This is a genomic window from Bacillus cereus group sp. N21 (assembly GCF_016483395.1).
GTDB classification, from domain to species: Bacteria; Bacillota; Bacilli; order Bacillales; family Bacillaceae_G; genus Bacillus_A; species Bacillus_A pseudomycoides.
This window is the reverse complement of record NZ_JAEHBX010000036.1, coordinates 16,655-40,851: the sequence shown is the minus strand read 5'-3', so window position 1 is coordinate 40,851 and position 24,197 is coordinate 16,655. Positions and strand designations below refer to the sequence as shown.

Below are 24,197 nucleotides of genomic sequence, written 5' to 3'. Positions count from 1 at the left end.
CTCAATACAATATTCGTTACTTTCTGTATATGTAAACGCTCTTTTTTTGGTGCAAACACACAAAAACCGCCGATTATTCGGCGGTTTTGTCATACTTATTTAATTTATACTGCAATGTTTGTCTTGGAATACCTAATAATTTAGCAGCTTGCAAAATATTCCCATCCGTTTCCATTAGCGCTTGATTAATTAATTCTTTCTCTGTTTGGTGAAGTGCCTCACGTAATGGAAGAATAGATTTCTTCTGTTTCTTTGAATCTACTTCTTTTCGAAATGTTCGTGGTAAACAACTAACTGTTAATGAACCTCCTTCTGCAATAATTACAGCGTGTTCAATCGTGTGTTTTAACTCTCTTACATTTCCAGGCCAATGATATGCTAGCAACCTTTCTTTCGTCCCATTATCAATATGGAGCACCTGTTTTTTATATTCTTTGTTATAGTCTCTTAAAAAGTAGGATGCTAACAATAATACATCTTCTTTTCGTTCACGAAGCGGTGGAATATATAGAGAAAATACATTTAAACGATAATATAAATCGGTACGAATTTTATTTTCACGTAAACATACTTCTGGAGGTTGATTCATCGCCGTAATCACGCGAACATCTACTTTTCTCGTCTTACTATCACCGATGCGACGAATTACTCCATCTTCTAATGCACGTAGCATTTTCGCCTGCAGATCAAGGGGCATCGAATTTAATTCATCTAAAAATAATGTCCCTCCATCTGCAAGTTCAAATAGCCCCGCACGTTCAATAGCTCCTGTATAACTCCCTTTAGTTGTCCCAAATAATAGACTTTCTAGTAAGGACTCTGGAAGAGCTGCACAATTCTGGGCAATAAACGGTTTGTTTTTACGGTTGGAAGCCTCATGAATCGCTTGTACAAATAGTTCCTTTCCTGTTCCCGTTTCCCCGTATATTAAAACGTTTGCATTTGTTGGAGCTACCTTTTGCGCCAAATCTTTTGTTTGTTTAAAGCGGGAATCATTCGTCACAATTGTATTAAAAGCAACGTGTTTTTTTGTTATCTTCTTCCTAGAGGATCGTTTCATTTTCGATTGTAAATCAACAATTGTATCCGTTAATTTTTGAATCGTCGAGTAATCTTTTGCGATTTCAACAGCACCTGCAATTTCACCTTCTATAAAAATAGGTAATGTGGTATTTACAGTACAAACATCTTCACCATTTAAATTTTGATAACGCTGCACTTGATGTAAAATCGGCTTTTTTGTATTTAAAACTTTCATAAGTGTACTCGTTTCCCTTGATAAAGATGGGAATGCTTCTAATAAATGCTTACCCAATACATTCTCAATCTTTGATCCGTCATGTTTTGCAGCAACAGTATTATAAAAAATTGTAATACCATTCTCATCCACAGCATGAATCGCTTCATCAATACTGCCCAAAATCGCTTCAATGACTTCTTGTGTCGAAACTGCCAGCAATGTCATTCCCCCCTCTTGCTAAAAATTCAGCAATTTATATGCCGAATTTCCGGCACCCCTGTGCGCGATTATAAGCATTGCCATTCCGTTCTACTTTTCTATTTATTTCATATCATTACTTTCCCGCCAACAAGTAATAAAGTGCAACTCTAATCAGCGGGGGGCTTCATCCCCCACTGATTATTAGCCCGCAACAATCTGGTATTCTAAACTTTCAAGTAAAGATCTTACTACGCATTCATGCGGGATAAATCTTTTACCCATACATTCATATCTTCTAATTTATCAAAAATATAACAATTATTTGCTAGCCTTCCTGTGTATGTATATCCTAGCTGATGAAAAGCTGCATTCATACCAAACGAAAGTGAACGTGCGATTGTGTAAGAACAAAAAATTGTTCTCTCTTGTAGTTCTTCTTCTAACTTAATGAGTAAACTTTTCATAAATCCATGCTTTCGATATTCAGGTAAAGTTGCACAATTCGTTAATTCTGCGTTACCTTCTTTCACATTCATTTCTGCTGAAGCAGTACTAATAATACGCCCCTCTGATTCATACACATAATAAATCGTATCTTCTTTCATCGTCTGAACAATATAGTCTGCTTCATTTAACGGTGTCGGATAAATTTCAAACACTTTTCCAAATACACTTGCCAATTCTTCTGCGTCTGCCTCTGTCGCTTTTCGTAGTACAAATTTCTCTGGAACTTGTTTCTCCTTTACTTCCTTTTCTCTCACACCATCTATAATGCGGTCCTCATCAATCCACTGGATACTATTTCGTCTTTCATCATCACGATATTTTACGAAAAAGTATGCATCATGTCCTTGAAAATAATGTGGAATCGTCGCTTCTAATAAAAAGCCAAAAGAGAGCCACGCCGAAACATGCTCTCCCTTTCCTTTTATAATGCATTTGGTGAAAGAATGCTTCTCTGCTAACTCTTCTATTTTTCGCATAAGACTTTCTACATTTCCTGTATAATGATCTACCCGAATACGTTTATTAAAATAATCTAGCACTCCTTCTACAGTATAGTAGTTTGTCTGTTCTCTGAATGATTCATAATAGTTCATTTTTTCACCTCACACCAGTCTAGTAATGTACATGCAATAACTTTTGCTGCGGCAATCATTTTATCCACTTCAATGTATTCATTTGGATAGTGGGCTACCTTTGTCTCTCCTGGTCCGAATATAATGGTTGGGATTTCTGCGATTTGTGTAAATAAACCACCATCTGTGCCCCATGGTGATGCTTCTATAATTGGACTTCTTTCTTCAATTTGAGCAAAATTATCTTGAAGCGTTGTAATGAGCGCATGCTCCTCATCTAATTCACCTGGGACCCACCTTGCCCCAAACCATTCTACCTCTACTGGATATTCTTCGAACCATGGATCTACATTCTTTAATTGCCCTATCCAATTTTCAAATTCTTCTTTTACCGCCTCCATAGTCTCATTCGGCGCAACTCCACATCTTCCTTCTAAAATCAACGAATCTGGTACGGAGCTTGGCCAGCTACCACCTTCAATTTTCCCAACATTGATTGGAACAGGGATTGGAATTTCTTTATATAACGGGTCTGTAATCCGTTCATTTCTTTTCTGTTCTAATTGTCTCAAATGTTCAACAACAAACACGCTCTTTTCAATTGCACTTACTCCTTCATAACGAGTCCCGCCATGTGCTGCTTTTCCTTTCACATGCAAGCGAAACCACATCGAACCTTGTTGTTTCGGGAAAAACTTCATATTTGTTGGTTCTGGAATGATAACCCCATCTGCCTTATACCCTCGTAAAATTGCTGCTAAAGTACCTGCTCCACCGCTCTCCTCTTCTATTACACTTTGAAAATAAATATCTCCTTTTAATTCAATACCCAGTTCTACAATCGCTTCGATTGCCAGCATAAGCGCCACATTGCCGCCCTTCATATCGGTTGTTCCACGACCATATATGCGATTCCCTACTTTTTCACCACTATATGGATGGTGTTCCCACTGATTCACATCACCTTCTGGTACAACATCGATATGTCCATTTAAAATCATTGATTTTCCATCGCCGCTTCCTTTTAACGTCGCAACAATATTTGGGCTATCTGAAAAATTCGTTCTTGGAGATACAAAATAAGGATGATCTTTCATTTTTGTAAAAGAAGGCTCCCAAATATCGAGATCTAAACCTAATTCACGTAGTTTTTCAATGACAATTGCTTGCGCGCCGCTCTCATCTCCAGATACACTTTTTTCTTGAATTAATCGTTTTAAGAGCTTTACACTTTCTCCTTCATGACTTTCAATATAATCACACACTTGTTTTTTTAATTGCTCCATATTTGTTAGCTCCTCTCATTCAATCACAAGTAAATTAGAACTCACATGAAAAGATGCCTCCGTATTTCGTTTTACATCCTCTACTGTATAAGGGCTCATTAACTCTTGGAGTATTAAACCTTCAGAAGTAACTTCCATTACAGCCATATCTGTAATAATTAAATCCACGCACCTTTTCGACGTTAATGGAAGCGTACATTCTGAAACAATTTTTGCATTTCCATACTTATCAACGTGATTCATCACAACAACGACCCGCTTTGCTTTTTGCGCTAAATCCATCGCTCCGCCAATACCAGGAACACGTTTCCCGGGAACAATCCAATTTGCTAAATCACCTTTTTCACTTACTTGTAGTGAACCAAGTATTGTTACATCAAGCAACCCTTTTCGAATCATTCCAAATGCAGTGCAACTGTCAAAATAACTTGCTCCTGTAATGAGTGACGTCGGCAATCCAGCCGCATTACACAAGTTTTCATCTTCGCTTCCTTTACTTGGCGTCGGGCCCATTCCAACGATTCCATTTTCCGCCTGGAACATAACATGTATATCTTCAGGCAAATGGTTAGGTACAAGAGAAGGGATACCAATCCCTAAATTTACAATCATTCCATTTTGAATTTCTTTCGCAGCACGCCTTGCTATCTTATCTCGTACTTCTACTCCCATACCCATTTCCAATTCACTCCTTCCGACGGCACAATATAATTTACAAAAACACCTGGAACAACAATTTCCTCAGGATCTAAACTTCCAAGCGGTACGATTTCTTCTGCCTCAACAATTGTAATATCTCCAGCCATCGCAACGTGTGGATTCATATTGCGAGCACTTTTATCAAACACAAGATTGCCAAACGGATCCGCCTTCTTCGCATATACAATCGATACCTCTGCAGTTAAAGCCGTTTCCACTAAATATGTTTTTCCGTTCATTTCGACTGTTCGTTTTCCTTCCTCTACAATCGTATCCACACCAACATCGACAAGAATTCCGCCTAATCCCATTCCACCTGCACGAATTCGCTCTGCTAGCGTTCCCTGAGGCGAAAACTCAATCCGTAATCGTCCTTCATTTAACTGTCTTCCTGCATTTGGATTTGAACCAATATGAGAAGTAATTAATGATTTCACTCGCTCATTTGTTACAAGGCGGCCAATTCCTACATCTGGAAATCCCGTATCATTTCCGATTAAATGTAAATTTGTAATTCCTTTTTGTGCAATAGCCTGTATTAATGATGGAGGGGATCCAATTCCGCCAAACCCTCCAAACATTAACGTCATATCATCATGAAACAATGACATAATCTCTTCAATTTCTTTTAATTTACCAAATGTATTTGTAATGGTTGTCATACGATACTGTGCCCTCCTTTTTGCATCATCTCTTCCACACTTTTCGCAAAAATCTCAAGTAACTCATCTAACTCAGAATATGTAGTTGTCATCGGCGGTGCAACAAGCAGCGCACTATCCTCTTTTCCTGCTTGCCCTGAAACAGCTTGATATAAAAGAAGTCCGTTTTTCGCCGCGACTGAAATGAGCTCAGACGCTTTTGTAAACGATTGCAATTCTACTCCGATCAGGAGTCCTTTTCCGCGCACATCGGCAATAATTGTCGATTGCTGCTGAACTTTCTGCAATCCTTTTATTAAATATTCTCCTTTTTCAGCTGTTTTTTCAGGTAAGTTATGTTTCTCCATATATTCAATAACCGCTAAAGCTGTCGCGGCTGATAACGGGTTAGCACTTAGCGTATGCCCACTCATAACTGATCGCGACCCTCGTAAAATCGGTTCCATCACACGGTCACTCACAACCGTCGCGGCCATCGGTGTATAACCAGCACCTAGACCCTTTCCTAACGTCATGATGTCTGGCTCCACGCCCCAGTGTTCCATCGCAAACCATGCACCTGTACGCCCAAGGCCTGTCATCACCTCATCAGCAATAAATAAAATATCATAATGGCTGCAAATATCTTTAATTACTTTATAATATTCTTTCGGTGGTACAACCGCACCGCCTGCCGCCCCAATAATCGGTTCAGCTATAAAAGCTGCAATATGTTCTGCACCAATTCGTTCAATTGCTCGTTCTAATTCCGTTGCACAAGAAAGCTGACACGTTGGATATACTTTCTGCACCGGACAACGGAAACAATACGGCGCTGGAACAGTTGGATAATCTTCTAAAATAGATACAAATCGCTGGCGACGAAGTGGATGCCCTGACATTGATAAAGCTCCCATCGTAATACCGTGATAACTCATCCAACGTGATAAAATTTTATGTTTCCCTTGAATACCGCGCTCTTGAAAATGTTGAATCGCAATTTTCATAGCCGTTTCATTCGCTTCTGTACCACTATTCACAAAGAAACTCCAGTTCAAATCTCCTACACTTAAATCACTTAACTTCTTTGCTAACTTCTCAGCTGGCTCACTCGTAAACTGTGAGCGGTACACAAAAGCAATCTCCTCTGCCTGCTTTTTAATCACTTCCGCAATCTCCGTTACGCCATGTCCGATACCTGCCGTAATCGCTCCTGACGAACCATCAAAATATTTATTACCATTTTGATCATACAAATACACACCTTTTCCATGTGAAATCATTGGATACGGCTGACCAACAAGTGGCTTAATTAAGTAATCGCGCATAGCGCTCCCCCATTTCTCCAATTTGTATATATATATATATATGAAGAAAATTGACGTTTCTTTCATAAAAAAGAACCCTCTGCAAACGCAGTGAATTTATCAAAAAACTATTATAAAATATACAAATGAGTGCTAAAAATCAAAATAAAAATAAACATTCAGAAATATAATAAAAGACCAAACCCTTTACCCCTCTTAAAAAAATCCTCCCCCCTATAAAAAATAAGCCTAAAAAACATACTACCTAATTATTTTTTCACCATACCATCAGCTTCGCTCAATTGCTGACATTGTGTAAACTTCGACGAAACTCCCGTCAATTTCCTTCCTATTTATTTTGTTTATCTGTCATATTTTTCAACAAATTTAGACAAATCCTTCAAAAAGAAACCTCCTATGATTACTCAATCATAGGAGGTTTCTTTCATATAATTTATTTTTCAAATTTTCGACATCTACTTATTCCTATTAAAAAACATACTTTTATTGCATTTTACAAAATATTTTTTACTGAGAAAAAACAAATGTGCTAATCCTCTGTACGAGGTTTCTCCTCTTACATAGCACCTTAATCTATCTAACTCTCCCAGCGATTCAACCCTAAATAACAAGCTCCATACACACCAGCATCATTGGTAATCGAGATGCTTCTTTATATTGGCGAATAAGTGCAGAAGTCGATGCATATCGTTCGTAACATCCTTTTCCACCGTAACTACATTCTTTTCCATGATATATTGATTATATAAATAATAAATTAAATCATGATATCATGTTGTCATTACCAGTTGTTATGAAGTATACCATTACAACTTTTTCTTTCGTAATACATTTTCTGAATTTTTTATAAAATTTTCCAAACATTTTTATTCATAGCTTAACAATATAATTCTATTTATTGCGAAATAAAAACCATGAATGGAATTGCCTGCAAGAGAAAGATTATTTTTATCAAATTGATTCTTCCCGTAAAAATCTGATCGATGAAGGTTAATTACTAATAAAATTCTCCCTACCTTAAAGTCCGTACAAATGAGAAAGATAGGTGCGCGGGATAATTGCCCACAAAAAAATCAATTGGTCTGGCTAAATGAAAGTTTCACTTTATCTCAGAAAAAGAAAAGGAGTGTTCCTATGATTCAACAATTAAAAACATATTACGGTAAAGATATAACGGTTAATGAAACAGTATTGTCTGGGGAGTATAGCTGGTTTTTAGTTGAAGGAAACAAAGTAGGGATTCGCAAATCTCGCTTACACCAAATGGAACGTCAATTACTTTCATCAATCTTAACGCCCATTCATACTGATACATTTTATGAAACAGAAAAAGAAAAGTCTTGGTATGAAGCGTTATATCAAAATAAGGATATTCCTATCGTATCTGTTCGTTTTTTACATTTTTTCACAAATCACTCTATAGTAGAAAGAGAAGAATTTCAAGATGCTTTACAGTCCATGTTTTCTTTCGCCACTACAACGATATGGGAGACTTCTCAAGCCGGCGTTCTCATCTTAGAAGAAGATATATCGAAATCTATATTACAAACAGCCCTTGATACATTAGAAACAGATTTTTTTATATCTCTATCCTTTTTTATTGGCAGACACTATACCGAAACAAATGGAATTTCTCATTTGTATCAATGGGAACGAGCATTATTTTCTTTTCTTTCTCCCTATTTATCAAAAAAGATTATACACATTGAACACCTACTCCCTTACCAATTAATGATCTCATTACCAAAAGAAGAAAGAGAAAAATATACAAATCAATTGTTAGCACACATTTCAAATGACAAAGAACTAATCGATAGTGTTAAAGTATTCTTCCAATGTAATATAAATGTATCACTTGCAGCGAAACATTTATATTTGCATCGTAATACCTTGCAGTATCGAATTGATAGATTCATTGAAAAAACAGGAATTAATATCAAAACATTTGAAGGCGCTGTAGCAGTTTACATGGCATTCCTTTCTTTAGATATCTCGTAAACTTGCATAAAAACCTCTCATTTTTTTGTGCAATTTGCCAATTTACCTACCTGCAAAAAAATCTTATAATTCAATTAATTCAAAGAATAAGGAGTGAGTAATTGTGGCAGAACTCGTATTAGATCATATTTTTAAAGTTTATGATAATAAAACGACTGCTGTTTCTGATTTTAATTTACATATTGAAGATAAAGAGTTTATCGTATTTGTCGGTCCTTCTGGATGTGGAAAATCAACAACTCTACGTATGATTGCGGGTCTAGAAGACATTTCTGATGGTTCATTTTATATTGATGGAGAACGTATGAATGATGTCGCTCCAAAAGATCGCGACATTGCGATGGTATTTCAAAATTACGCACTATACCCACATATGTCTGTTTATGATAATATGGCGTTTGGCTTGAAACTACGCAAACTTCCAAAAGATGAAATTAATCGCCGCGTAACAGAGGCTGCGAAAATCTTAGGACTTGAAGATTACTTAAAACGAAAACCAAAGGCATTATCAGGTGGACAACGCCAACGTGTTGCGCTAGGAAGGGCTATCGTTCGTGACGCAAAAGTATTTTTAATGGACGAGCCTCTATCCAATTTAGACGCAAAATTGCGCGTAAGTATGCGCTCTGAAATCTCTAAACTTCATCGCCGTTTAAACACGACCACTATATATGTGACACATGATCAAACAGAAGCAATGACAATGGCATCACGCCTTGTTGTTATGAAAGATGGTGTCATCCAGCAAGTTGGTACGCCAAAAGAAGTATACGATGCTCCTGAAAACATTTTTGTTGGCGGATTCATTGGTTCTCCAGCTATGAATTTCTTTACCGGAACATTACAAGATAACTATTTTCATATAGAAAATATTCGTTTCAAAGTACCAGATGGCCAACTAAAAGCATTAAAGAAAAAAGGATATAATGGAAAAGAAATCATACTCGGTATTCGTCCTGAAGACATTCATGATGAACTAATTGTTCTTCAATCTTCTCCTGAATCAACTGTCGAAATTACAGTTGAGGTCGCTGAATTATTAGGTGCTGAAACGATGATTCATGGAAAACTTGCGAGTCAAAACTTTGTTGCACGAATCAACGCTCGTTCAGAAATTAAAGCTACCGATAAACTTCCGTTAGCTTTTAGTTTAACTAAAGCGCACTTTTTCGATATTGATACAGAACAACGTATACGTAATGAATAGACATACTTGATTAAGGTATAAACCATTTTTCTTCCTGATCTTTCTGTACTATTTACCTAAGAAAGGCCAGGAAGCTTCTTTTTGATATTTTATTTTTTTACAAGTATTATATTTAATCCTTTTCGTTTTTTATTGCTACCACCTGACGCTCCTCTTATTTTTCATTTTCATTAACATTTTTTGGCTACTCCTTTTTTATCTCGCTATTCGCGAGCAGTAAGGCCCCACCCCAACATGCAACAAAAGCAAAGAAATTAGGTGGGAGATGAAGCCCCACCGCTGATTGAAGTTTCACTTTATAAAAATCTAATTTTTCTAATCCTCTATAGATACAACCTTATGTAACCTTACACATGCTTCTATTCAATGTAATTTCAAATTTTCAAGTACATATTTAACAATTAATTTCACAGTTTCTGGATAACCTTTACCATCATTAGTTTATCCCACTGCAACTTCTTCATTTGTTCTTTTGTGTTAAAATATCGCAAGACCTCATGTTCCAACTGATATTTTAAATACGAGTTTACATTAAAATAAAAAAGAAAGAACCGATTAACTATATTAACCAGTTCAGCATGACGCTCTTTATCAGTTATTAACGAACCCAACATGCCCCGATGATAATTAGTAAAATAAACAATACAACGATCAACGCAAATCCAGAACCTGTACCGCACCCTCCGCCGCCATAACCATATCCGCAATAACTACTAGGATATCCGTAACCCCACATGATTTGCTCCACTCCCTCCGCTACTTAAAAATTAAATTCCCTTAATAAATTATGTAGGACAACTCCCACTTTGTATGTGCGTTTGCCTATAAATTAAAAACTCCATAACTCCGCTAACGACTTTATAGTTTGCACCAGATCGAGCAACTTGTATATGTATAAAATTTGTGGCATTAAATACAGTGAAACTTTAATCAGTGGGGGTTTTCTTCATCCCCCACTGATTATTAGCCCTCACCAATCGGGCTTTTACGGGCAGTTGATCCCCTACCTACCTTGTTTCTCCCTGAATCTTGAGGTGGGGGTCTTACTGCCCGTTAATGCGGGATAAACTATCTATTATCCTATTTATATTTTGAAGCATTTTTTGCATAAGCCCTTTTCCGAGATGCATATAGTTATAGTGATGACAAAGGAGGAATTTTACATGGCTCAATCTGAAATTGAAAAATATGGACAAGAAGCAGCCCTGTATGAACAACTTGCCCGTTACTATCAATATACAAATCCCAAAAAATATATGGAATTATATATGAAATATCATAGTGCGATTACCAAACTTGTACATGTGTATGAAAAACGCGGCTCTCAAGAAGCAACATTGCCATCCTATATGAGAATATTCCACGCATCCCCTCATACACCAGCTATTGATTTTTTAGTTAACGGACAGAAGGTAGTAAAAAACATTTCTTTTAAACAACACAGTCCTTATTTGTCCTTAACTCAAGGGCAGTACCGGGTTGATATCGTTCCAGTCGGTAATGAAACACCTATTTTTTCAGCACTTGTTCCCATGATGGGTAACCACTCTTATACACTGGCAGCAATTAGTACCGATACACATCTACAGTTGCAACCAATGCTTGATAATACTCCTTTGCAATCTGGTCAAGCAAAAATAAGATTTTTACATTTTTCCTCTGATACCCCTGCTGTTCATGTATCCATAAAAGGTGGCGACTATTTATTCGAAAATGTCTTATTTAAACAAGTAACAGATTATTTACAGGTAAGCCCTGGAACAGCTGATATTGAAATTTCTCTTGCCGATACAAAAAAGATACTTGTAACCATCCCTGATGTAAAAGTAGAACCAAATACAATTTACACATTTGCATTAGTAGGATATTCTAATCAATCCCCAAAATTAGAAGCCGTGGTTCTTACAAATTAAAAAATCTACACCATTCTCTTGGTGTAGACTTTTTTCTCTTTATTTTTGAAATGAAATATGAAATTCTGTCCATTCTGAATCAGAGCGACACGTAATCGATCCATTATGCTTTTCAACAATTTGTTTACATACAAACAAACCGATGCCAGTTCCTAATTTCTTAGTCGTGACAAATGGTTCAAAAATCGTTTCAATACTTTCTGCCGGAATCATCGGTCCATTATTTTTAATAACAATATGAATCCTTTCTTCCTCTTCACATGTATCAATAATAATTTTACGATCTTCTTTAATCACTTCGAGAGCATCGATTGAGTTCATTAAAATATTTAGAAAAACTTGTCTTACTTCACTACGGTATCCTACAAATGAGATAGGATACGGTAAAATCTTTTCAATTGAAACATTTGCATTAACTAGACTTGGATATAAGAAATGAATAATATCATGAAACAAATCATTTAGCCAAAATCGTTCAGACTCATTCCACATTTCTTTTTTTGAAACAAGTAAAAATTGCGAAATACGAAAGTTTAATTGGTCCAATTCATGTGAAATAATATCTAAATATGATAAATTCGGATGATCTAATTTCAATAATTTCACAAACCCCATAATGGAGGTTAATGGATTTCGAAACTCGTGAACAAAACTAGCCGACATTTGTCCTAAAATCGTCAATCTTTCTTTATGTGTTTCATTTATATATTGCTGTTTTTCTTCTAAATTTCTCGATATAATTTCCGAATATTTTAAAACCGTATAATAAATTAATTTGTCAAAACAAGTATGTATTTTTGTCATAATTGGTTTTAATTCACGAGCTTTAACATCTAATTCGCACATTGCTTCAAATAGTTCATTTCTTCCTACATTCGCGTTATAGACAAAATCTCCAATATTAACGTCCGCCCCTGCTCGCTCAATTGCAATTTTTTCACATAACGGCTGTAGATGAGCTACATCCTTATTTTCCATAATAAGTTCAATGATTAACTCTAATAAATTCTCTCCATTCTGAGCTACTTCTTGCTTAAATGGATCTTTTTCGGAAATTATCATTTTGTTTTTCCAGTTCTCTACGAATTGGTGCCTGTTGTTTTTCAAGTGCGAACAAAATACTTCTTTAATATCCTTATCGATTGGAAAAACCCCCATTCCCTCCATTTCCATGCGACGAATACCCTATATATTTTGAATATTAACACAAAAAACGAGTTTCGTTAAGAGATTGTTGTCACATTTTGTTAATTTCTGTTGCTAAAGTTAATTTGAATATGGTATTTGAAATGTCTTTTTTTGCATCCTTTTCATTTCTTGCGTACAATAAGATATGAAAGGTGTGAAAAATATGGTAAATAAAAATGTGGAAGATTATCTCCAAGAAGGCATTCATGGCCAAAAGCAAAACAAACCAGAGGAACGCAATATGTACTTAGGCACATTGCGTGAGCGTGTGGAAATCGCTTTAACAATCGGTCAAGTGATGCAAAGCAATGTTTACACAGAAGTAACTAATAGCATGCGCACTTCTCAATCATTACAACTATATGTAAACGGCAGCATCTCTTACCCACATTTATCAAAATACATTAAATTAGCAAACGAAAAAAATGTACCTTTTACAATCGTCCAAAATAAAGGTACACAAACACCAATTGGTTTAGTTCTTGCGCATAACACAGCGGTAGATAAAGAACAAGTTTATGTTGAAGATACGATTTTTAAACAAGAGATGAAATAATACACGATAATGTGACACTTCCATTACCAATCGGTCTTTTACGGGCAGTTATCCCCCACTTCTCTTCCTTGCTCCTCTCTGAATCTTGAGATGGGGGTCTTACTGCACGCAAATAGCGAGATAAATAAAAGGTACACTTACTTAGATAATAAGTGTACCTTTTATTTGTATTTATTTTTTTATAAAGATTAGTTTCATCTCTGTCATTTCTTCAATCGCATATTTAATTCCTTCACGACCTGTACCACTTTCTTTGACACCGCATATGGCATGTGATCTACTCGAAAAGTTGAAATGTCTTTAATCATGAAACTGCCCATATAAATCCATTTTGATTTTTTGACATATAAGCTGCGGCTATGAATAACAAAATGGGGGGTCTGCATTTGTTTTCACTCGACATGGAGCAGAAAAAGGGTCTGACCGCCGGATGCTCTCTCCCACCTAAAAATTAGGTTTTATGTCAGTCTTTTAATTTGTATTTATCTAATTCTAGTTCATCAATTCCATGCATTGCTTTCGTTAAATGTCTGACTTATTTTATTGTAGCATTGTCCCATTACATAAAAAAATATTTTCCCTACTAAAAAAACTCTGCTAAATGCAGAGTTTACGAGCTTACTTGTTCTTGTAATGTTATTGGTTTTTCAGTTTCTGAAATTAAAATGGGAGCTGCTCGCTTTGTCACTTCTATCTGCTTGATATAGTGGCCATCCAATTCCTTAACGCAAAAATTATAATCTTCAATTTCAACAATATCACCTTCTGTAATTTCTAGGTGCTTTGTTAAAATCCATCCACCAATTGTATCAATATCATCATCATCAATAGATAAACCTAACAATACATTTACTTCGCTAACAAATACTTTTCCTTCTAAAATTGTCTTTGTTTCACTTATATGTTGGATTTCTGGTTTTTCATCTATATCAAATTCATCTTGAATATCGCCAACAATTTCTTCTAATATATCTTCAACTGTTACAAGACCTGCTGTTCCACCATATTCATCAATTAATATAGCGATATGTGTACGCTCTCGTTGCATTTTTAAAAACAAATCATGAATTGCAATCGATTCAATGACAAGTATAATGGGACGAATATACTGCTGCACCGTTTCTTTGCTAAAGGCACCATGTTTCACAAAATCTGTGAAAATATCTTTAAAGTTTACAAAACCGATAACATGATCCTTATCCCCATCAACAACTGGGTATCTTGTATATTTCTCATTGGACATTTTTTGCAATGCTTCTTTAACAGAAGTATCTTTATCTAAAATGTTCATCTCTGTCCGTGGGACCATAATTTCTTTTGCAATACGATCGTCAAATTCAAAGATTTTATTTACATATTTAAATTCAGATTGATTAATTTCACCGTTTTTATAACTTTCTGACACTAACAACCGTAATTCTTCTTCCGAATGGACTTCCTCGTGCTCTTTCGCAGTTTGTAAACCAAACATTCTTGTTACATATCGAGCAGATCCATTTAAAAGCCATATAAACGGAAAAGTAATTCGATAAAAGAAAATAAGCGGTTTAGCAACGAGTAAACTCACTTGTTCTGCCTTTTGAATCGCCAATGTTTTTGGTGATAATTCTCCCACAACAACATGGAAAAAAGTAATGAACATAAACACTAGAATCACGGCCAAAATATCAGCAACCTGGGGAGGCACTTCCCATCTTGCGAAAAGCGAATCAAACATGTGCTTTATTGCTGGCTTTCCTAACCATCCGAGTCCAAGAGCTGTAACTGTAATTCCTAATTGACAAGCTGATAAATACTCGTCTAAGTTTGTAATGACTGTTTTCACAGGAATTGCATGTTTATTTCCCTCTGCAATTAAAAAATCGATGCGTGAACTTCTTACTTTCACAATTGCAAACTCGGCCGCAACGAAAAATGCAGTTAAGGCAATTAAAACAATCACCATACTTATACTATATATGTCCAAATACGTTTCCTTACTTACGCTGTAAGCAAGGAAGCCACCTCCTAATTAATTTATTCAAGCGAAAAAGACTTTTCTTATCATCTTACAAGTTTCTACATTCGCCATCACCTTTTTATACATTATATGCATACATAAAGAGGATATTTATATTTATGATAATCTAAATATCTTCTTTCAGTCAAACTAGAATAATTGAAAAAAAACAGACATTTTTCTCTCTTTTTAGAAGAATCTATATGTTCAAAAACTAATTCTCGTGAAAAAACACTTTCTTTGCCGATTCCTCACTTCTTTTGTCACCCATGCAGGGAAGAAGCTTAATACCTCGAAATAATTCAACAGGATATATATAGGAGGGATTTACCTTGGAATATAAAACACCCATTATTGCGAAAAAGTTAGGTGTTAGCCCAAAGGCAGTGGTTCGAATTGCACAACAATTGAATCTCAATATAGAAAAAAACAAGTACGGTCATTTCATTTTCACTCAAGACAACTTAGATAAAATGTTAGAATATCATCGTTCTCATATAGAACAAACCTTATCTCCAGCTATAATTTCACAAGTAGAACCATCAACTGATTTTGAACAATTTGTTACACAATTAAATACAATTACACACCGTTTAAATCGTATAGAGGAAAAAATGCAAGATAAAGCAGATGATGTCGTCAATTACCAATTGCTACAACATCGCAGAGAAATGGAAGAAATGATGGATAGAATTCAAAAATTAGAAGCTGCTCTTGAGAAAAAAGAACCAATTTACATCACACCTGATATCACGCCAACATATGAACGAGAAGAAAAACCGAAACGTCGTAAAATGATTTTAAGTATATTCGGATTTTAGTTCTTTTCCAATCGTTTGTTCGCGCATGATAATCGACTCCCCCCTAGTCAATTATCATGCGCTTTTTTATTTATATAAAAAGGATGTCTCATTACAAGACATCCTTTTTGTTACGATAACATCATATTCATATCTTCTGCTGCAGTTGTAATAAGTTTTAAACCAAATGTTTCTTGTAATACATCAAGCACACCAGGTGAAATAAATTCAGGGGCCTTTGGACCGATACGAATATCTTGAATCCCAAGACTAAATAGCCCAAGTAAAATGGCAACCGCTTTTTGTTCAAACCAAGATAGGACAATACTAACTGGCAATTCGTTCACTTCACATTGAAAAGCATCTGCTAAAGTTGCCGCTATTTTTATTGTAGAAATTGAATTATTACATTGCCCTAAGTCAATGTAACGTGGAATCTCCGTACCGGGTACAACACCATAATTCACATCATTAAAGCGGAATTTCCCACAAGAAGTTGTTAAAATAACCGTTTCTTGCGGAAGTGACGTTGCTAATTCACGATAGTATTCTCCGCCTTTTCCTGGGGCATCACAACCTGCGATGACAAAGAAGCGCTTAATTTTCCCTCCCTTTACTGCCTCAATGATTTCTGGAGCTAATGATAATACTGTATTATGATGAAACCCTGTTACTAACTGTTCATCCGACTCCATATGTACTTCGGGAAGTTCTAGCGTTTTTTTAATCAATGGTGCAAAATCATCATTTTCAATTTTCCGTACACCCTCCAGGCCGGCAATATCATATGAAAAGAAGCGATCAGAGTATGATCCTTTAATTGGCATAACACAGTTCGTTGTAGCCAATATCGCACCGGTAAATTTTTCAAAAAGACGTCGTTGATCATACCATGCCTTACCAATGTTTCCTTTTAAATGTTTATATTTTTTCAGTTGTGGATATCCGTGTGCTGGTAGCATTTCAGAATGCGTATAAATATTAATTTCTTTGCCTTCTGTTTGCTTTAATAATTCCTCTAATGCAAATAAATTATGACCAGTAACAACAATTGCCTTACCTTCTACATGATTTTGTGTAATTTGAACAGGCTCTGGAACACCGAAATGATTCGTATGTGCCTCATCTAACAACTCCATCACCCGTAAAGCTGATTTCCCAACTTTCATAGCCATATCAATATGTTCTTGTTCATTAAAGTTAGAATTTGTTAATGTCATATATAACGCTTCTTGAGTTGTAGCATCTACAAATGGATCTGTATACCCTAGCTGCGCAGCATGGGTACGATAAGCAGCAATTCCTTTTAACCCAAACACAATCGTATCTTGTAAACTTGCAATTGTTTCATTCTTACCGCAAACACCCATTACTTTACATCCGCCTGTTGGCGTTTGTTCACATTGATAGCAAAACATATCATCCCACCCTTTCCCAATCATTCATTACAAACTAAGCTTAATATACATTGAGAAAAAGGGATGTGATATCAATCACAATAATTTATAAAAATTTGTGACACTTCATCTTGTTAACATAATATTTTTACTGTTCTCTTTGATTAATGCCTGCGCATGAGCATTTCCTTGAATAATATCCCGAAATTCTTTTAAGGAATACAAATGTGTTAATCCTTTCCGAGCATGAATTCGAACAGGTACCCCTTGCAATGTATCATGAAAATAAAACGGATCATCAATTGGTTCAATTGGAAAACCAATTGTAAGTAAATACATATACATTCTTTTTGTAACAACAGCAATATACCACTCAGCTTTCATTTCTAAAGCATGAATAAATAAAATAGCTGTTAACCTTTTGAAATGTCCTCTCCCGCGCGATGTTTTCGCAATACTTAACTTTCCTATTTCATAAACATTCTTTAAACCTTTCATTAACTCATTTTCAGAAAACGGATAGAAAAACTCAGAATTAGATTGTTCAGGTGTCGTATATCGAATACACTCTACTGTACCAATAGAATGTCCTTCTTCTATTAATAAAAATCGTGATGGATTTAAATTACGCTCTACAAACATTAAATCTCTCTCTTCACAAAAATCTCCCCACAGTTGCTCGAACCAAAAATGTTCTTCCTTTGTTTGAACACGCTGGAACATATTTCCCCGCCTTTCCCATCGCCGCCCTATATTTTGATAACGCTTTCAACATCTATCATATAAGAACAAATCTCCGCATGCAACTAAAAGGTATTTACTACATTATACATTCTATAAAAATTAACCAGTTCCTATTCATTTTTTTATATTTATATAAAGTGACACTTCCATTGTATATAATTAGAAATTACCTTTATTGTTTTATCACCTCTATGGGTATTTAATTCTACAATACCATAAATTCACAATTATACTCCCTTCAACAATTCAATTTACTTACACAAAAAGAAACCTTTTCCGTAAAGAAAGGTTTCTTTTCATGTTACAATATTTTTTAACCATTTCTCGAAAATCTGTACAAGACCATGCTTTCCAGCTAACTTTTCTTCTCCCTGCTTTGTTTTATATGGATATAATTGCAAAAAGACTCCGCAACCTGCTTCTATTTTCTTCCCGTGCATATGACTGCCTGGGTATACACAAATCACTTCATGAATCGCCCTTCGGTGAAAAATACGTTTTCCATCTTGTTCTTCTACATATTTAATGGACCAATATTTGTACATTTGCTCTGTTGCTTTTGTATTTCCAACAGGCTGAAAAATATTAAACATAGGACTATATTTCACCTCAACAATAATAGACGACTGGTACTCATAACGTTCCCCTTGCTTCACATAACAATCTAAACGAATGTCTGGCTTTTTCGTATCTTCTCCATTATAGAAATGACTTCCTTTACTAAGTGCAATGAGTGGGTGCGTTTCAATAAGGTCATTAAACACTACATGGATTTGAATATTTTCACGATTTAAAACAATTGTCGTACCATCCTGTAAACCATCTAAGTAAAAATAAGTTTGAATTTGTTCGCGTAATGAAATTTCATCTTTAAATTCTAACTGTTGCAATATAGAAATAATGATAAAAAATGCATAATACTCATACACTAAAAACGTTGGTTTATACACAAATAATAAAGCTGGAGATTGTTGATTATAACGTGGTAGAAACTCTAAATGATATAATAGTTGCCGATGAGTAACAGGTAAAGCATGCATAGTTATATTTGTCTTTTCAGAAATCCCTCTCCAGAATGGAGAATTTAACAAATTTTGAAAGTACAGTATAGCTTGGTGGACAATATGATTTAAAATTTTATACTCTTGTATTTTCATAGATGCTTTCCGCAAGTCTGCCTCTTTTAACAAATGAATATTTCGATATTTTTGCTTTTCCCTATCTGTTACAGACCCGTTTCTTTCAATGGTTTGCATAATTGTTTTTACTGCTTGTTGTTCCTCTTTTTTTGTATGTGTTGCTCTTTCTAATATTTCGATTGTCTTTTGTAAGAAAGCCTGCGCTTCAAGTAAATATTGATAAAATTGTTTCGTTGTAAATTTTAGAAAAGCATTCTCCAAACTATCTGTTTGTTCTATAAATCTGCGATTATAATACTTAGCGTGAGGCTTTTTCTCGTTCATTATCACACTTTTCATCGTCGCTTTTCGTTCCCGTATTTCCCACTCATATCTATCGATATATCTTGTGTTCTCTTCAACTTTTTTATAAAGCTGCTTTATTTTTTTCATTTTTTGTGGCAGCATTCGAAGTAGCATTAAATAGGAAGAATCTTCAATGTCAATTAGCGTTGAGAATGTCTTTTTATAATAACCACGATCTAGCATAATTTCATTCAAAATTGATTTTACATAATTTTGAATCGTTTCAAATTGATCATCAAAAAAATTTTTAGGAACAATTTGAAACGCTCCATAGTATATCTCTTCTTCCACTTTCACCTCGAAATGATACAAACCACAACGCCAAGGATAAAAAAAATCAGTTTTTCCATGTTCATATAATAATAATTTTTCTCTTTTTTCATGCAATTCATATTGCCATTCTTTCTTATCTTTTTGCCCTTCATACACTTTATTCCATATAAAAGTAACACGGATTGGCTTTTCACAATGTAAAGTCAAACGTAATGCTTTTAATTCTTGCACTTTATAAACACAATGTGCCATTGTTGTAGTGTGTTTACAAAGACGATTCAAAAATATAAAATCTCCTTTTCCTTCTGTTCCAATAATTAATTTTAATACGAACGGGAGCTTATCTTTTGTATCTACAATTTCCGTCTCGTGCTGCTCCTCATTTCGCATACCCATACAACTCCAATTCACGCCGTTTTTGTCTAATATAAGCTAGAGAATGTTCGAATGCGGAGACACAATTCGCAAGTGGAGATTGTAATAATGATACTAGCGATAGCCCTTTCTTTTCATCCTCACGAAGAAGTGGACCAATTGTCATTTCCGTACCACGTAATTTTGTTAAAATACGCTGTTTTACTTGTAAATCAAAACCCTCTTCTCGGCTAATCATATAAGATTGATTATCTTTTGGAGGGATATTTTGCAAATAAGTCGCAATCGCAGCAGCGCATCGAAAAGAAACGCCTTTCGATGCGTCATGTGATGATAATACGCCATGTAATCTATCTAATAGTTCTAATTCTTCTTCAAAAAGCACATCAATTATCTCTTTATTTCGTAACCAATTCATACGAAACTCTCCTGTTGTTACTTGTAGGGGCGGGATTTGTATCCCTCTATTTTGCTGCATATTGATTTCACAAAATGGAATCTTTTGAAGTGTAATAAGATTTGTTCGATCCAATAAGCGATCAGATAATTCTTTCGTTGTTTCATCAAAATTCACAGTCCCGATAAAAATAATATTTTCACCAATTTCAATTTTAGGTGGAATTATATTTTCTATTTCATTTCCTTCCTCATATAAAGAAAGAATACGATTTTTCTTTTCTAATTGAAGAATAGATAAAAATGGTGTAAACCAATGTTCAATATGTGACATATTCATTTCATCAAATACAATCATATAAAGCTGATTCGGATTTTCATATGCTTTTAATAATGTCCGAATTAACTTCGTTTCACTTTCGATATATGTTCCATTTGGATGAAGATAACCTATTATATCGTGTGGTTCTTGATAAGATGGAGAAATTGGAATCCATAACAATTCTTCTCCATACGTTAACCCTAACGCTTCTGCATATACTTGCACAAAACGAGATTTCCCGATTCCTGGGATACCAGCAAGAATCGTTAACATATTTGTTTTTACACTAATATGAAAGTTAAAAATATCCGTTGCATCTAAATACAAACCTTTATTATTGATTAAGTTCTGTACATAATGTATAAATGTAGATTCACGCTCATTCCATTCTTGGTCTTCTTTTTGCCCTTTTATGTCTACTACTTCCACCCGTTTTCCCTCTTCTTCGATTTGCTTTAGAAGTTGATCATACATATTTTCTCTTACAAAATACAAATGATCATCCGCTTTCACTTCTATATACTTGGTCCAATTATCAATTTCGATATATTTGCATTCCTTTTTTTGTTCGCAATATGCAATTGAACTAATGGATGATTTTAATGATAAATTCCCATATAATCTACCTTCATACCATAACAACTGTGGTACTTCGAAATCGTGTGGGAATTTAGGAATAAGAAAAGATAAGTACCCATTACCTAGCTTTCGCTCTAAAGATTCTCTCTTTTTATATCCTACTAATCTTGGCGAAGGGATAATCTTATATGCATCCGCGATTTCCCGTTGTTCTGTACATATTAATTCAACATACAAGTTCCCTCTTTCATAATAAAGGCGAAACAATACCAATTGTTTTTCTAACTTTTTTTTCTTTAAATCCGCAAATATTCTCTCATTTTTTTTGTTAGTATATAGTCCTTCAAACAAATATACTTCACCTTCAAATTGCGATTTCAAAATAGAAGGAATTTGTGAAAGACATTGTACAGAAAAAGTATTCTTTTTTTCCTCCTCACCTTCAACGAACTTTCCAAGAAATCTCATGTGATACATCCGCTTTATAAAACTTGGATGGAGAGCTTTATGTAGCTTCAATATACTCACCTTCTTTTTTTCATACTGTTCTTATTATATGAACTGTAAAAGAAAACTAGAAACAAAAAAACCTGACGTACACCGTCAGGTTACAAAAGTAAAACTTATATTAGTGAGAAGGGAAAGCTTTTTTCTCTTGCATAATCGCATTGTGAGCAATTTTCATTTTAGCAAGTACGTATCGTAGTTTATCCTCGGCATTTTCATCTTTATTATGTTGCAGGCTTGCTAAAGTCTCCACAGAACCAGCTAAATTCTCAATCGCTCCACGTAGTTCGGGATGATGATTAAAAAATGATTCTTGTACTAATACTTTTCGTAAATCACTTGCCAATTCCATAATTCTTAAGAGTTGTTCTTTTTCTTCCATTCTCATCCCTCCTAAACATCTTATATATTAGATATTCTGTAAATAAAATAAAATTCCTTGTATGCAAAGAAAAAAGTCCTTCAGGAGGACTTTTTTACATTTTTATATTACCTGTTACAAGCATATAAAGCGATATTACTGCTGCAACCACGATTACAACCATGACACATCTCTCCATGCCAGAAAAACAGCGATTTCCTTTTTCTTTTCGAGCAAACATATAAACAACAAGTCCAATACCATATACGATTGAGACAAGTAATAAGTTTTTTAAGCCTGCTGCATAAATCAACCATACGGAATACAATGAGGCAATTAAAGCAAGCATTCCATTTTTTAGCCTCGCACGTTTCAGTTCCTTCGTTACAACTAATTTCAACTGATAAAGTGCTGATAATAAGTACGGAAGTAAAATAGATGTAGACGCGATAAAATACATCATTTGATACGTTGATTCCGAAAACAAAACGATAATAAACAATGTTTGTGCGACACCATTTGAAATCCATAATGCAATATGTGGTGTCTGCTTTTTATTTGTCTTCGTAAAGGCTTTCGGAAATACGCCATCTTTCCCTGCTACGTGAGAAATTTCTGAAACGAGTAAGAACCATCCAATTAATGTCCCAACAAGTGAAGCAACCAATCCGATATTAATGGCAAATGCTCCCCATGGTCCAACAACATGCTCTAATACATGGCCCATTGACGGCGTTTCTAACAGAGAAAGCTCTTGTCTTGTCATTGCCCCCATAGAAAGGACTGAGATTAAAATATAGATGGACATAACTAAAATTAATCCAACAACCGTTGCTTTTCCAACATCACGGCTGTTTTTTGCTCTTCCAGATAATACGACTGCTCCTTCCACACCGATAAATACCCAAAGTGTAACAAGCATCGTATTTTTCACTTGACCAAGGACAGAAGAAATAGAAACGGTTCCCTCACCCCAAAAATCATGTGTAAATGTATCCCAGCGAAACGCTGTAACCATAACTGCAATAAATAATAAAATCGGAACTAGTTTTCCAATTGTTGCAACAAAGTTCATAATAGACGCTTCACGAATTCCAATTAAAATAAGGAAGTGCAGCGTCCATAATAAAAGAGATGCACCAACGATGGAGGCAACGTTGTTTCCTCCTTTAAAAATAGGGAAAAAATATCCAAGTGTACTAAACAATAACATAATCGTAGCTACGTTTCCTAAAATCCCTGCAAGCCAATATCCCCATGCACTGTTAAAACCAACATATTCACCAAATCCTGTGCGCGCGTAACTATAAATTCCGCCTTCAAGCTCTGGTTTTTGTCTTGCTAACGTTTGGTATACAAGTGCAAGTGGAATCATTCCCATTGCTGTAATACACCATCCAATTATCGTTGCGCCACTATTTGCGCCTACTGCTAAATCATGCGGTAAACTAAAAACACCACCGCCAACCATTGTTCCTACTACTAATGCGATTAATGGAAAAAATCCTAATTTCTTTTCTATCGGTACCACCCCATCTGTCATTCTAGGTGTTATGTTCATCCGTTCAACTATTAAAGTCACCTTTTTCTCTAATAGATGTTTCTATTATATTTTTTCAGGAAA

The 24,197-nt window shown here is 35.1% G+C and carries 20 protein-coding genes and 1 pseudogene; 5 read left to right on the top strand and 16 right to left on the bottom strand.

Annotated features, from left to right (window positions below; all coding sequences use genetic code 11):
* Positions 1 to 73: 73 nt before the first annotated feature.
* From JDS96_RS19105 to JDS96_RS19080, 6 genes are all read right to left on the bottom strand, one after another.
* Positions 74 to 1,465 carry a sigma-54 interaction domain-containing protein gene (locus JDS96_RS19105; protein ID WP_003197487.1) on the bottom strand — a complete coding sequence of 464 codons (1,392 nt, stop codon included), beginning with the start codon at positions 1,463 to 1,465 and terminating at the stop codon, positions 74 to 76.
* A 224-nt stretch (positions 1,466 to 1,689) separates the two neighbouring features.
* Positions 1,690 to 2,541, bottom strand: a complete 852-nt coding sequence (gene ablB, locus JDS96_RS19100; protein ID WP_033797343.1) for a putative beta-lysine N-acetyltransferase — start codon at positions 2,539 to 2,541, stop codon at positions 1,690 to 1,692.
* Positions 2,538 to 3,806, bottom strand: coding sequence for a peptidase (locus JDS96_RS19095; RefSeq protein WP_003197483.1), 1,269 nt, complete (start codon positions 3,804 to 3,806; stop codon positions 2,538 to 2,540). Before JDS96_RS19095 ends, ablB begins: the two co-directional genes overlap by 4 nt.
* 15 nt (positions 3,807 to 3,821) lie before the next feature.
* Positions 3,822 to 4,484 carry a CoA transferase subunit B gene (locus JDS96_RS19090; protein WP_018766387.1) on the bottom strand — a complete coding sequence of 221 codons (663 nt, stop codon included), beginning with the start codon at positions 4,482 to 4,484 and terminating at the stop codon, positions 3,822 to 3,824.
* Positions 4,469 to 5,167, bottom strand: a complete 699-nt coding sequence (gene atoD, locus JDS96_RS19085) for an acetate CoA-transferase subunit alpha (protein WP_040119531.1) — start codon at positions 5,165 to 5,167, stop codon at positions 4,469 to 4,471. The genes JDS96_RS19090 and atoD overlap by 16 nt, the downstream gene beginning before the upstream one ends.
* Positions 5,164 to 6,474 (bottom strand): aspartate aminotransferase family protein, encoded by a 1,311-nt coding sequence (locus JDS96_RS19080; protein WP_018782161.1) that lies wholly within the window; start codon positions 6,472 to 6,474, stop codon positions 5,164 to 5,166. The genes atoD and JDS96_RS19080 overlap by 4 nt, the downstream gene beginning before the upstream one ends.
* Before the next feature lie 1,134 nt (positions 6,475 to 7,608).
* On the opposite strand from JDS96_RS19080, the gene JDS96_RS19075 reads away from it, so the two are divergent.
* Both JDS96_RS19075 and JDS96_RS19070 read left to right on the top strand, forming a co-directional pair.
* On the top strand, positions 7,609 to 8,472 hold the full coding sequence (locus tag JDS96_RS19075) for a PucR family transcriptional regulator (protein WP_199667699.1): 864 nt from the start codon (positions 7,609 to 7,611) through the stop codon (positions 8,470 to 8,472).
* A gap of 103 nt (positions 8,473 to 8,575) precedes the next feature.
* Entirely contained in the window at positions 8,576 to 9,679 is a 1,104-nt protein-coding gene (locus JDS96_RS19070; RefSeq protein WP_003197473.1) for an ABC transporter ATP-binding protein, read from the top strand.
* A gap of 598 nt (positions 9,680 to 10,277) precedes the next feature.
* On the opposite strand, the gene JDS96_RS19065 is transcribed toward JDS96_RS19070, so the two are convergent.
* The gene (locus tag JDS96_RS19065; RefSeq protein WP_003207130.1) at positions 10,278 to 10,415 is read right to left on the bottom strand and encodes a YjcZ family sporulation protein; all 138 of its coding nucleotides are present in this window, start codon (positions 10,413 to 10,415) and stop codon (positions 10,278 to 10,280) included.
* A 427-nt stretch (positions 10,416 to 10,842) separates the two neighbouring features.
* On the opposite strand from JDS96_RS19065, the gene JDS96_RS19060 reads away from it, so the two are divergent.
* A complete protein-coding gene (locus tag JDS96_RS19060; RefSeq protein ID WP_041488423.1) occupies positions 10,843 to 11,592 on the top strand; it encodes a DUF4397 domain-containing protein in 750 nt (249 codons plus the stop codon).
* Between the two features lie 39 nt (positions 11,593 to 11,631).
* Here the strand turns inward: JDS96_RS19060 and JDS96_RS19055 are convergent, their stop codons facing one another.
* The gene (locus JDS96_RS19055) at positions 11,632 to 12,765 is read right to left on the bottom strand and encodes a BA2291 family sporulation histidine kinase (protein ID WP_003197467.1); all 1,134 of its coding nucleotides are present in this window, start codon (positions 12,763 to 12,765) and stop codon (positions 11,632 to 11,634) included.
* A gap of 178 nt (positions 12,766 to 12,943) precedes the next feature.
* On the opposite strand from JDS96_RS19055, the gene JDS96_RS19050 reads away from it, so the two are divergent.
* A complete protein-coding gene (locus JDS96_RS19050; RefSeq protein WP_199667698.1) occupies positions 12,944 to 13,336 on the top strand; it encodes a YueI family protein in 393 nt (130 codons plus the stop codon).
* 171 nt (positions 13,337 to 13,507) lie between these two features.
* Here JDS96_RS19050 and JDS96_RS19045 read toward each other — a convergent pair.
* Both JDS96_RS19045 and JDS96_RS19040 read right to left on the bottom strand, forming a co-directional pair.
* Positions 13,508 to 13,656 (bottom strand): annotated as a pseudogene (locus JDS96_RS19045) (aldehyde dehydrogenase family protein); the annotation flags it as partial.
* Positions 13,657 to 13,946: 290 nt separating this feature from the next.
* The gene (locus JDS96_RS19040) at positions 13,947 to 15,281 is read right to left on the bottom strand and encodes a hemolysin family protein (protein ID WP_199667709.1); all 1,335 of its coding nucleotides are present in this window, start codon (positions 15,279 to 15,281) and stop codon (positions 13,947 to 13,949) included.
* Positions 15,282 to 15,667: 386 nt separating this feature from the next.
* On the opposite strand from JDS96_RS19040, the gene JDS96_RS19035 reads away from it, so the two are divergent.
* Positions 15,668 to 16,156 carry a hypothetical protein gene (locus tag JDS96_RS19035; protein WP_003197459.1) on the top strand — a complete coding sequence of 163 codons (489 nt, stop codon included), beginning with the start codon at positions 15,668 to 15,670 and terminating at the stop codon, positions 16,154 to 16,156.
* Between the two features lie 110 nt (positions 16,157 to 16,266).
* Here the strand turns inward: JDS96_RS19035 and hcp are convergent, their stop codons facing one another.
* From hcp to arcD, 6 genes are all read right to left on the bottom strand, one after another.
* Positions 16,267 to 17,553, bottom strand: a complete 1,287-nt coding sequence (gene hcp / locus JDS96_RS19030) for a hydroxylamine reductase (RefSeq protein WP_199667697.1) — start codon at positions 17,551 to 17,553, stop codon at positions 16,267 to 16,269.
* A gap of 105 nt (positions 17,554 to 17,658) precedes the next feature.
* Complete coding sequence (locus JDS96_RS19025; RefSeq protein ID WP_003207128.1) at positions 17,659 to 18,255, bottom strand: hypothetical protein; 597 nt, start codon at positions 18,253 to 18,255, stop codon at positions 17,659 to 17,661.
* 317 nt (positions 18,256 to 18,572) lie between these two features.
* Complete coding sequence (locus JDS96_RS19020) at positions 18,573 to 20,423, bottom strand: hypothetical protein (RefSeq protein WP_199667696.1); 1,851 nt, start codon at positions 20,421 to 20,423, stop codon at positions 18,573 to 18,575.
* Positions 20,413 to 22,224, bottom strand: coding sequence for an AAA family ATPase (locus tag JDS96_RS19015; protein WP_199667695.1), 1,812 nt, complete (start codon positions 22,222 to 22,224; stop codon positions 20,413 to 20,415). The genes JDS96_RS19020 and JDS96_RS19015 overlap by 11 nt, the downstream gene beginning before the upstream one ends.
* 109 nt (positions 22,225 to 22,333) lie before the next feature.
* Positions 22,334 to 22,594: a hypothetical protein gene (locus tag JDS96_RS19010; RefSeq protein ID WP_003197448.1), complete on the bottom strand. Its 261-nt coding sequence runs from the start codon at positions 22,592 to 22,594 to the stop codon at positions 22,334 to 22,336.
* Positions 22,595 to 22,688: 94 nt separating this feature from the next.
* Entirely contained in the window at positions 22,689 to 24,116 is a 1,428-nt protein-coding gene (arcD, locus tag JDS96_RS19005; protein ID WP_199667708.1) for an arginine-ornithine antiporter, read from the bottom strand.
* Between the last annotated feature and the right edge of the window lie 81 nt (positions 24,117 to 24,197).

What these genes read in the sequence shown, in the direction of transcription:
- JDS96_RS19105 (WP_003197487.1), bottom strand. Translation starts at nt 1,465, where the DNA reads ATGACATTGCTGGCAGTTTCGACACAAGAAGTCATTGAAGCGATTTTG.
- ablB (WP_033797343.1), bottom strand. Translation starts at nt 2,541, where the DNA reads ATGAACTATTATGAATCATTCAGAGAACAGACAAACTACTATACTGTA.
- JDS96_RS19095 (WP_003197483.1), bottom strand. Translation starts at nt 3,806, where the DNA reads ATGGAGCAATTAAAAAAACAAGTGTGTGATTATATTGAAAGTCATGAA.
- JDS96_RS19090 (WP_018766387.1), bottom strand. Translation starts at nt 4,484, where the DNA reads ATGGGTATGGGAGTAGAAGTACGAGATAAGATAGCAAGGCGTGCTGCG.
- atoD (WP_040119531.1), bottom strand. Translation starts at nt 5,167, where the DNA reads ATGACAACCATTACAAATACATTTGGTAAATTAAAAGAAATTGAAGAG.
- JDS96_RS19080 (WP_018782161.1), bottom strand. Translation starts at nt 6,474, where the DNA reads ATGCGCGATTACTTAATTAAGCCACTTGTTGGTCAGCCGTATCCAATG.
- JDS96_RS19075 (WP_199667699.1), top strand. Translation starts at nt 7,609, where the DNA reads ATGATTCAACAATTAAAAACATATTACGGTAAAGATATAACGGTTAAT.
- JDS96_RS19065 (WP_003207130.1), bottom strand. Translation starts at nt 10,415, where the DNA reads ATGTGGGGTTACGGATATCCTAGTAGTTATTGCGGATATGGTTATGGC.
- JDS96_RS19060 (WP_041488423.1), top strand. Translation starts at nt 10,843, where the DNA reads ATGGCTCAATCTGAAATTGAAAAATATGGACAAGAAGCAGCCCTGTAT.
- JDS96_RS19055 (WP_003197467.1), bottom strand. Translation starts at nt 12,765, where the DNA reads ATGGAAATGGAGGGAATGGGGGTTTTTCCAATCGATAAGGATATTAAA.
- JDS96_RS19050 (WP_199667698.1), top strand. Translation starts at nt 12,944, where the DNA reads ATGGTAAATAAAAATGTGGAAGATTATCTCCAAGAAGGCATTCATGGC.
- JDS96_RS19040 (WP_199667709.1), bottom strand. Translation starts at nt 15,281, where the DNA reads ATGGTGATTGTTTTAATTGCCTTAACTGCATTTTTCGTTGCGGCCGAG.
- hcp (WP_199667697.1), bottom strand. Translation starts at nt 17,553, where the DNA reads ATGTTTTGCTATCAATGTGAACAAACGCCAACAGGCGGATGTAAAGTA.
- JDS96_RS19025 (WP_003207128.1), bottom strand. Translation starts at nt 18,255, where the DNA reads ATGTTCCAGCGTGTTCAAACAAAGGAAGAACATTTTTGGTTCGAGCAA.
- JDS96_RS19020 (WP_199667696.1), bottom strand. Translation starts at nt 20,423, where the DNA reads ATGCGAAATGAGGAGCAGCACGAGACGGAAATTGTAGATACAAAAGAT.
- JDS96_RS19010 (WP_003197448.1), bottom strand. Translation starts at nt 22,594, where the DNA reads ATGGAAGAAAAAGAACAACTCTTAAGAATTATGGAATTGGCAAGTGAT.
- arcD (WP_199667708.1), bottom strand. Translation starts at nt 24,116, where the DNA reads ATGACAGATGGGGTGGTACCGATAGAAAAGAAATTAGGATTTTTTCCA.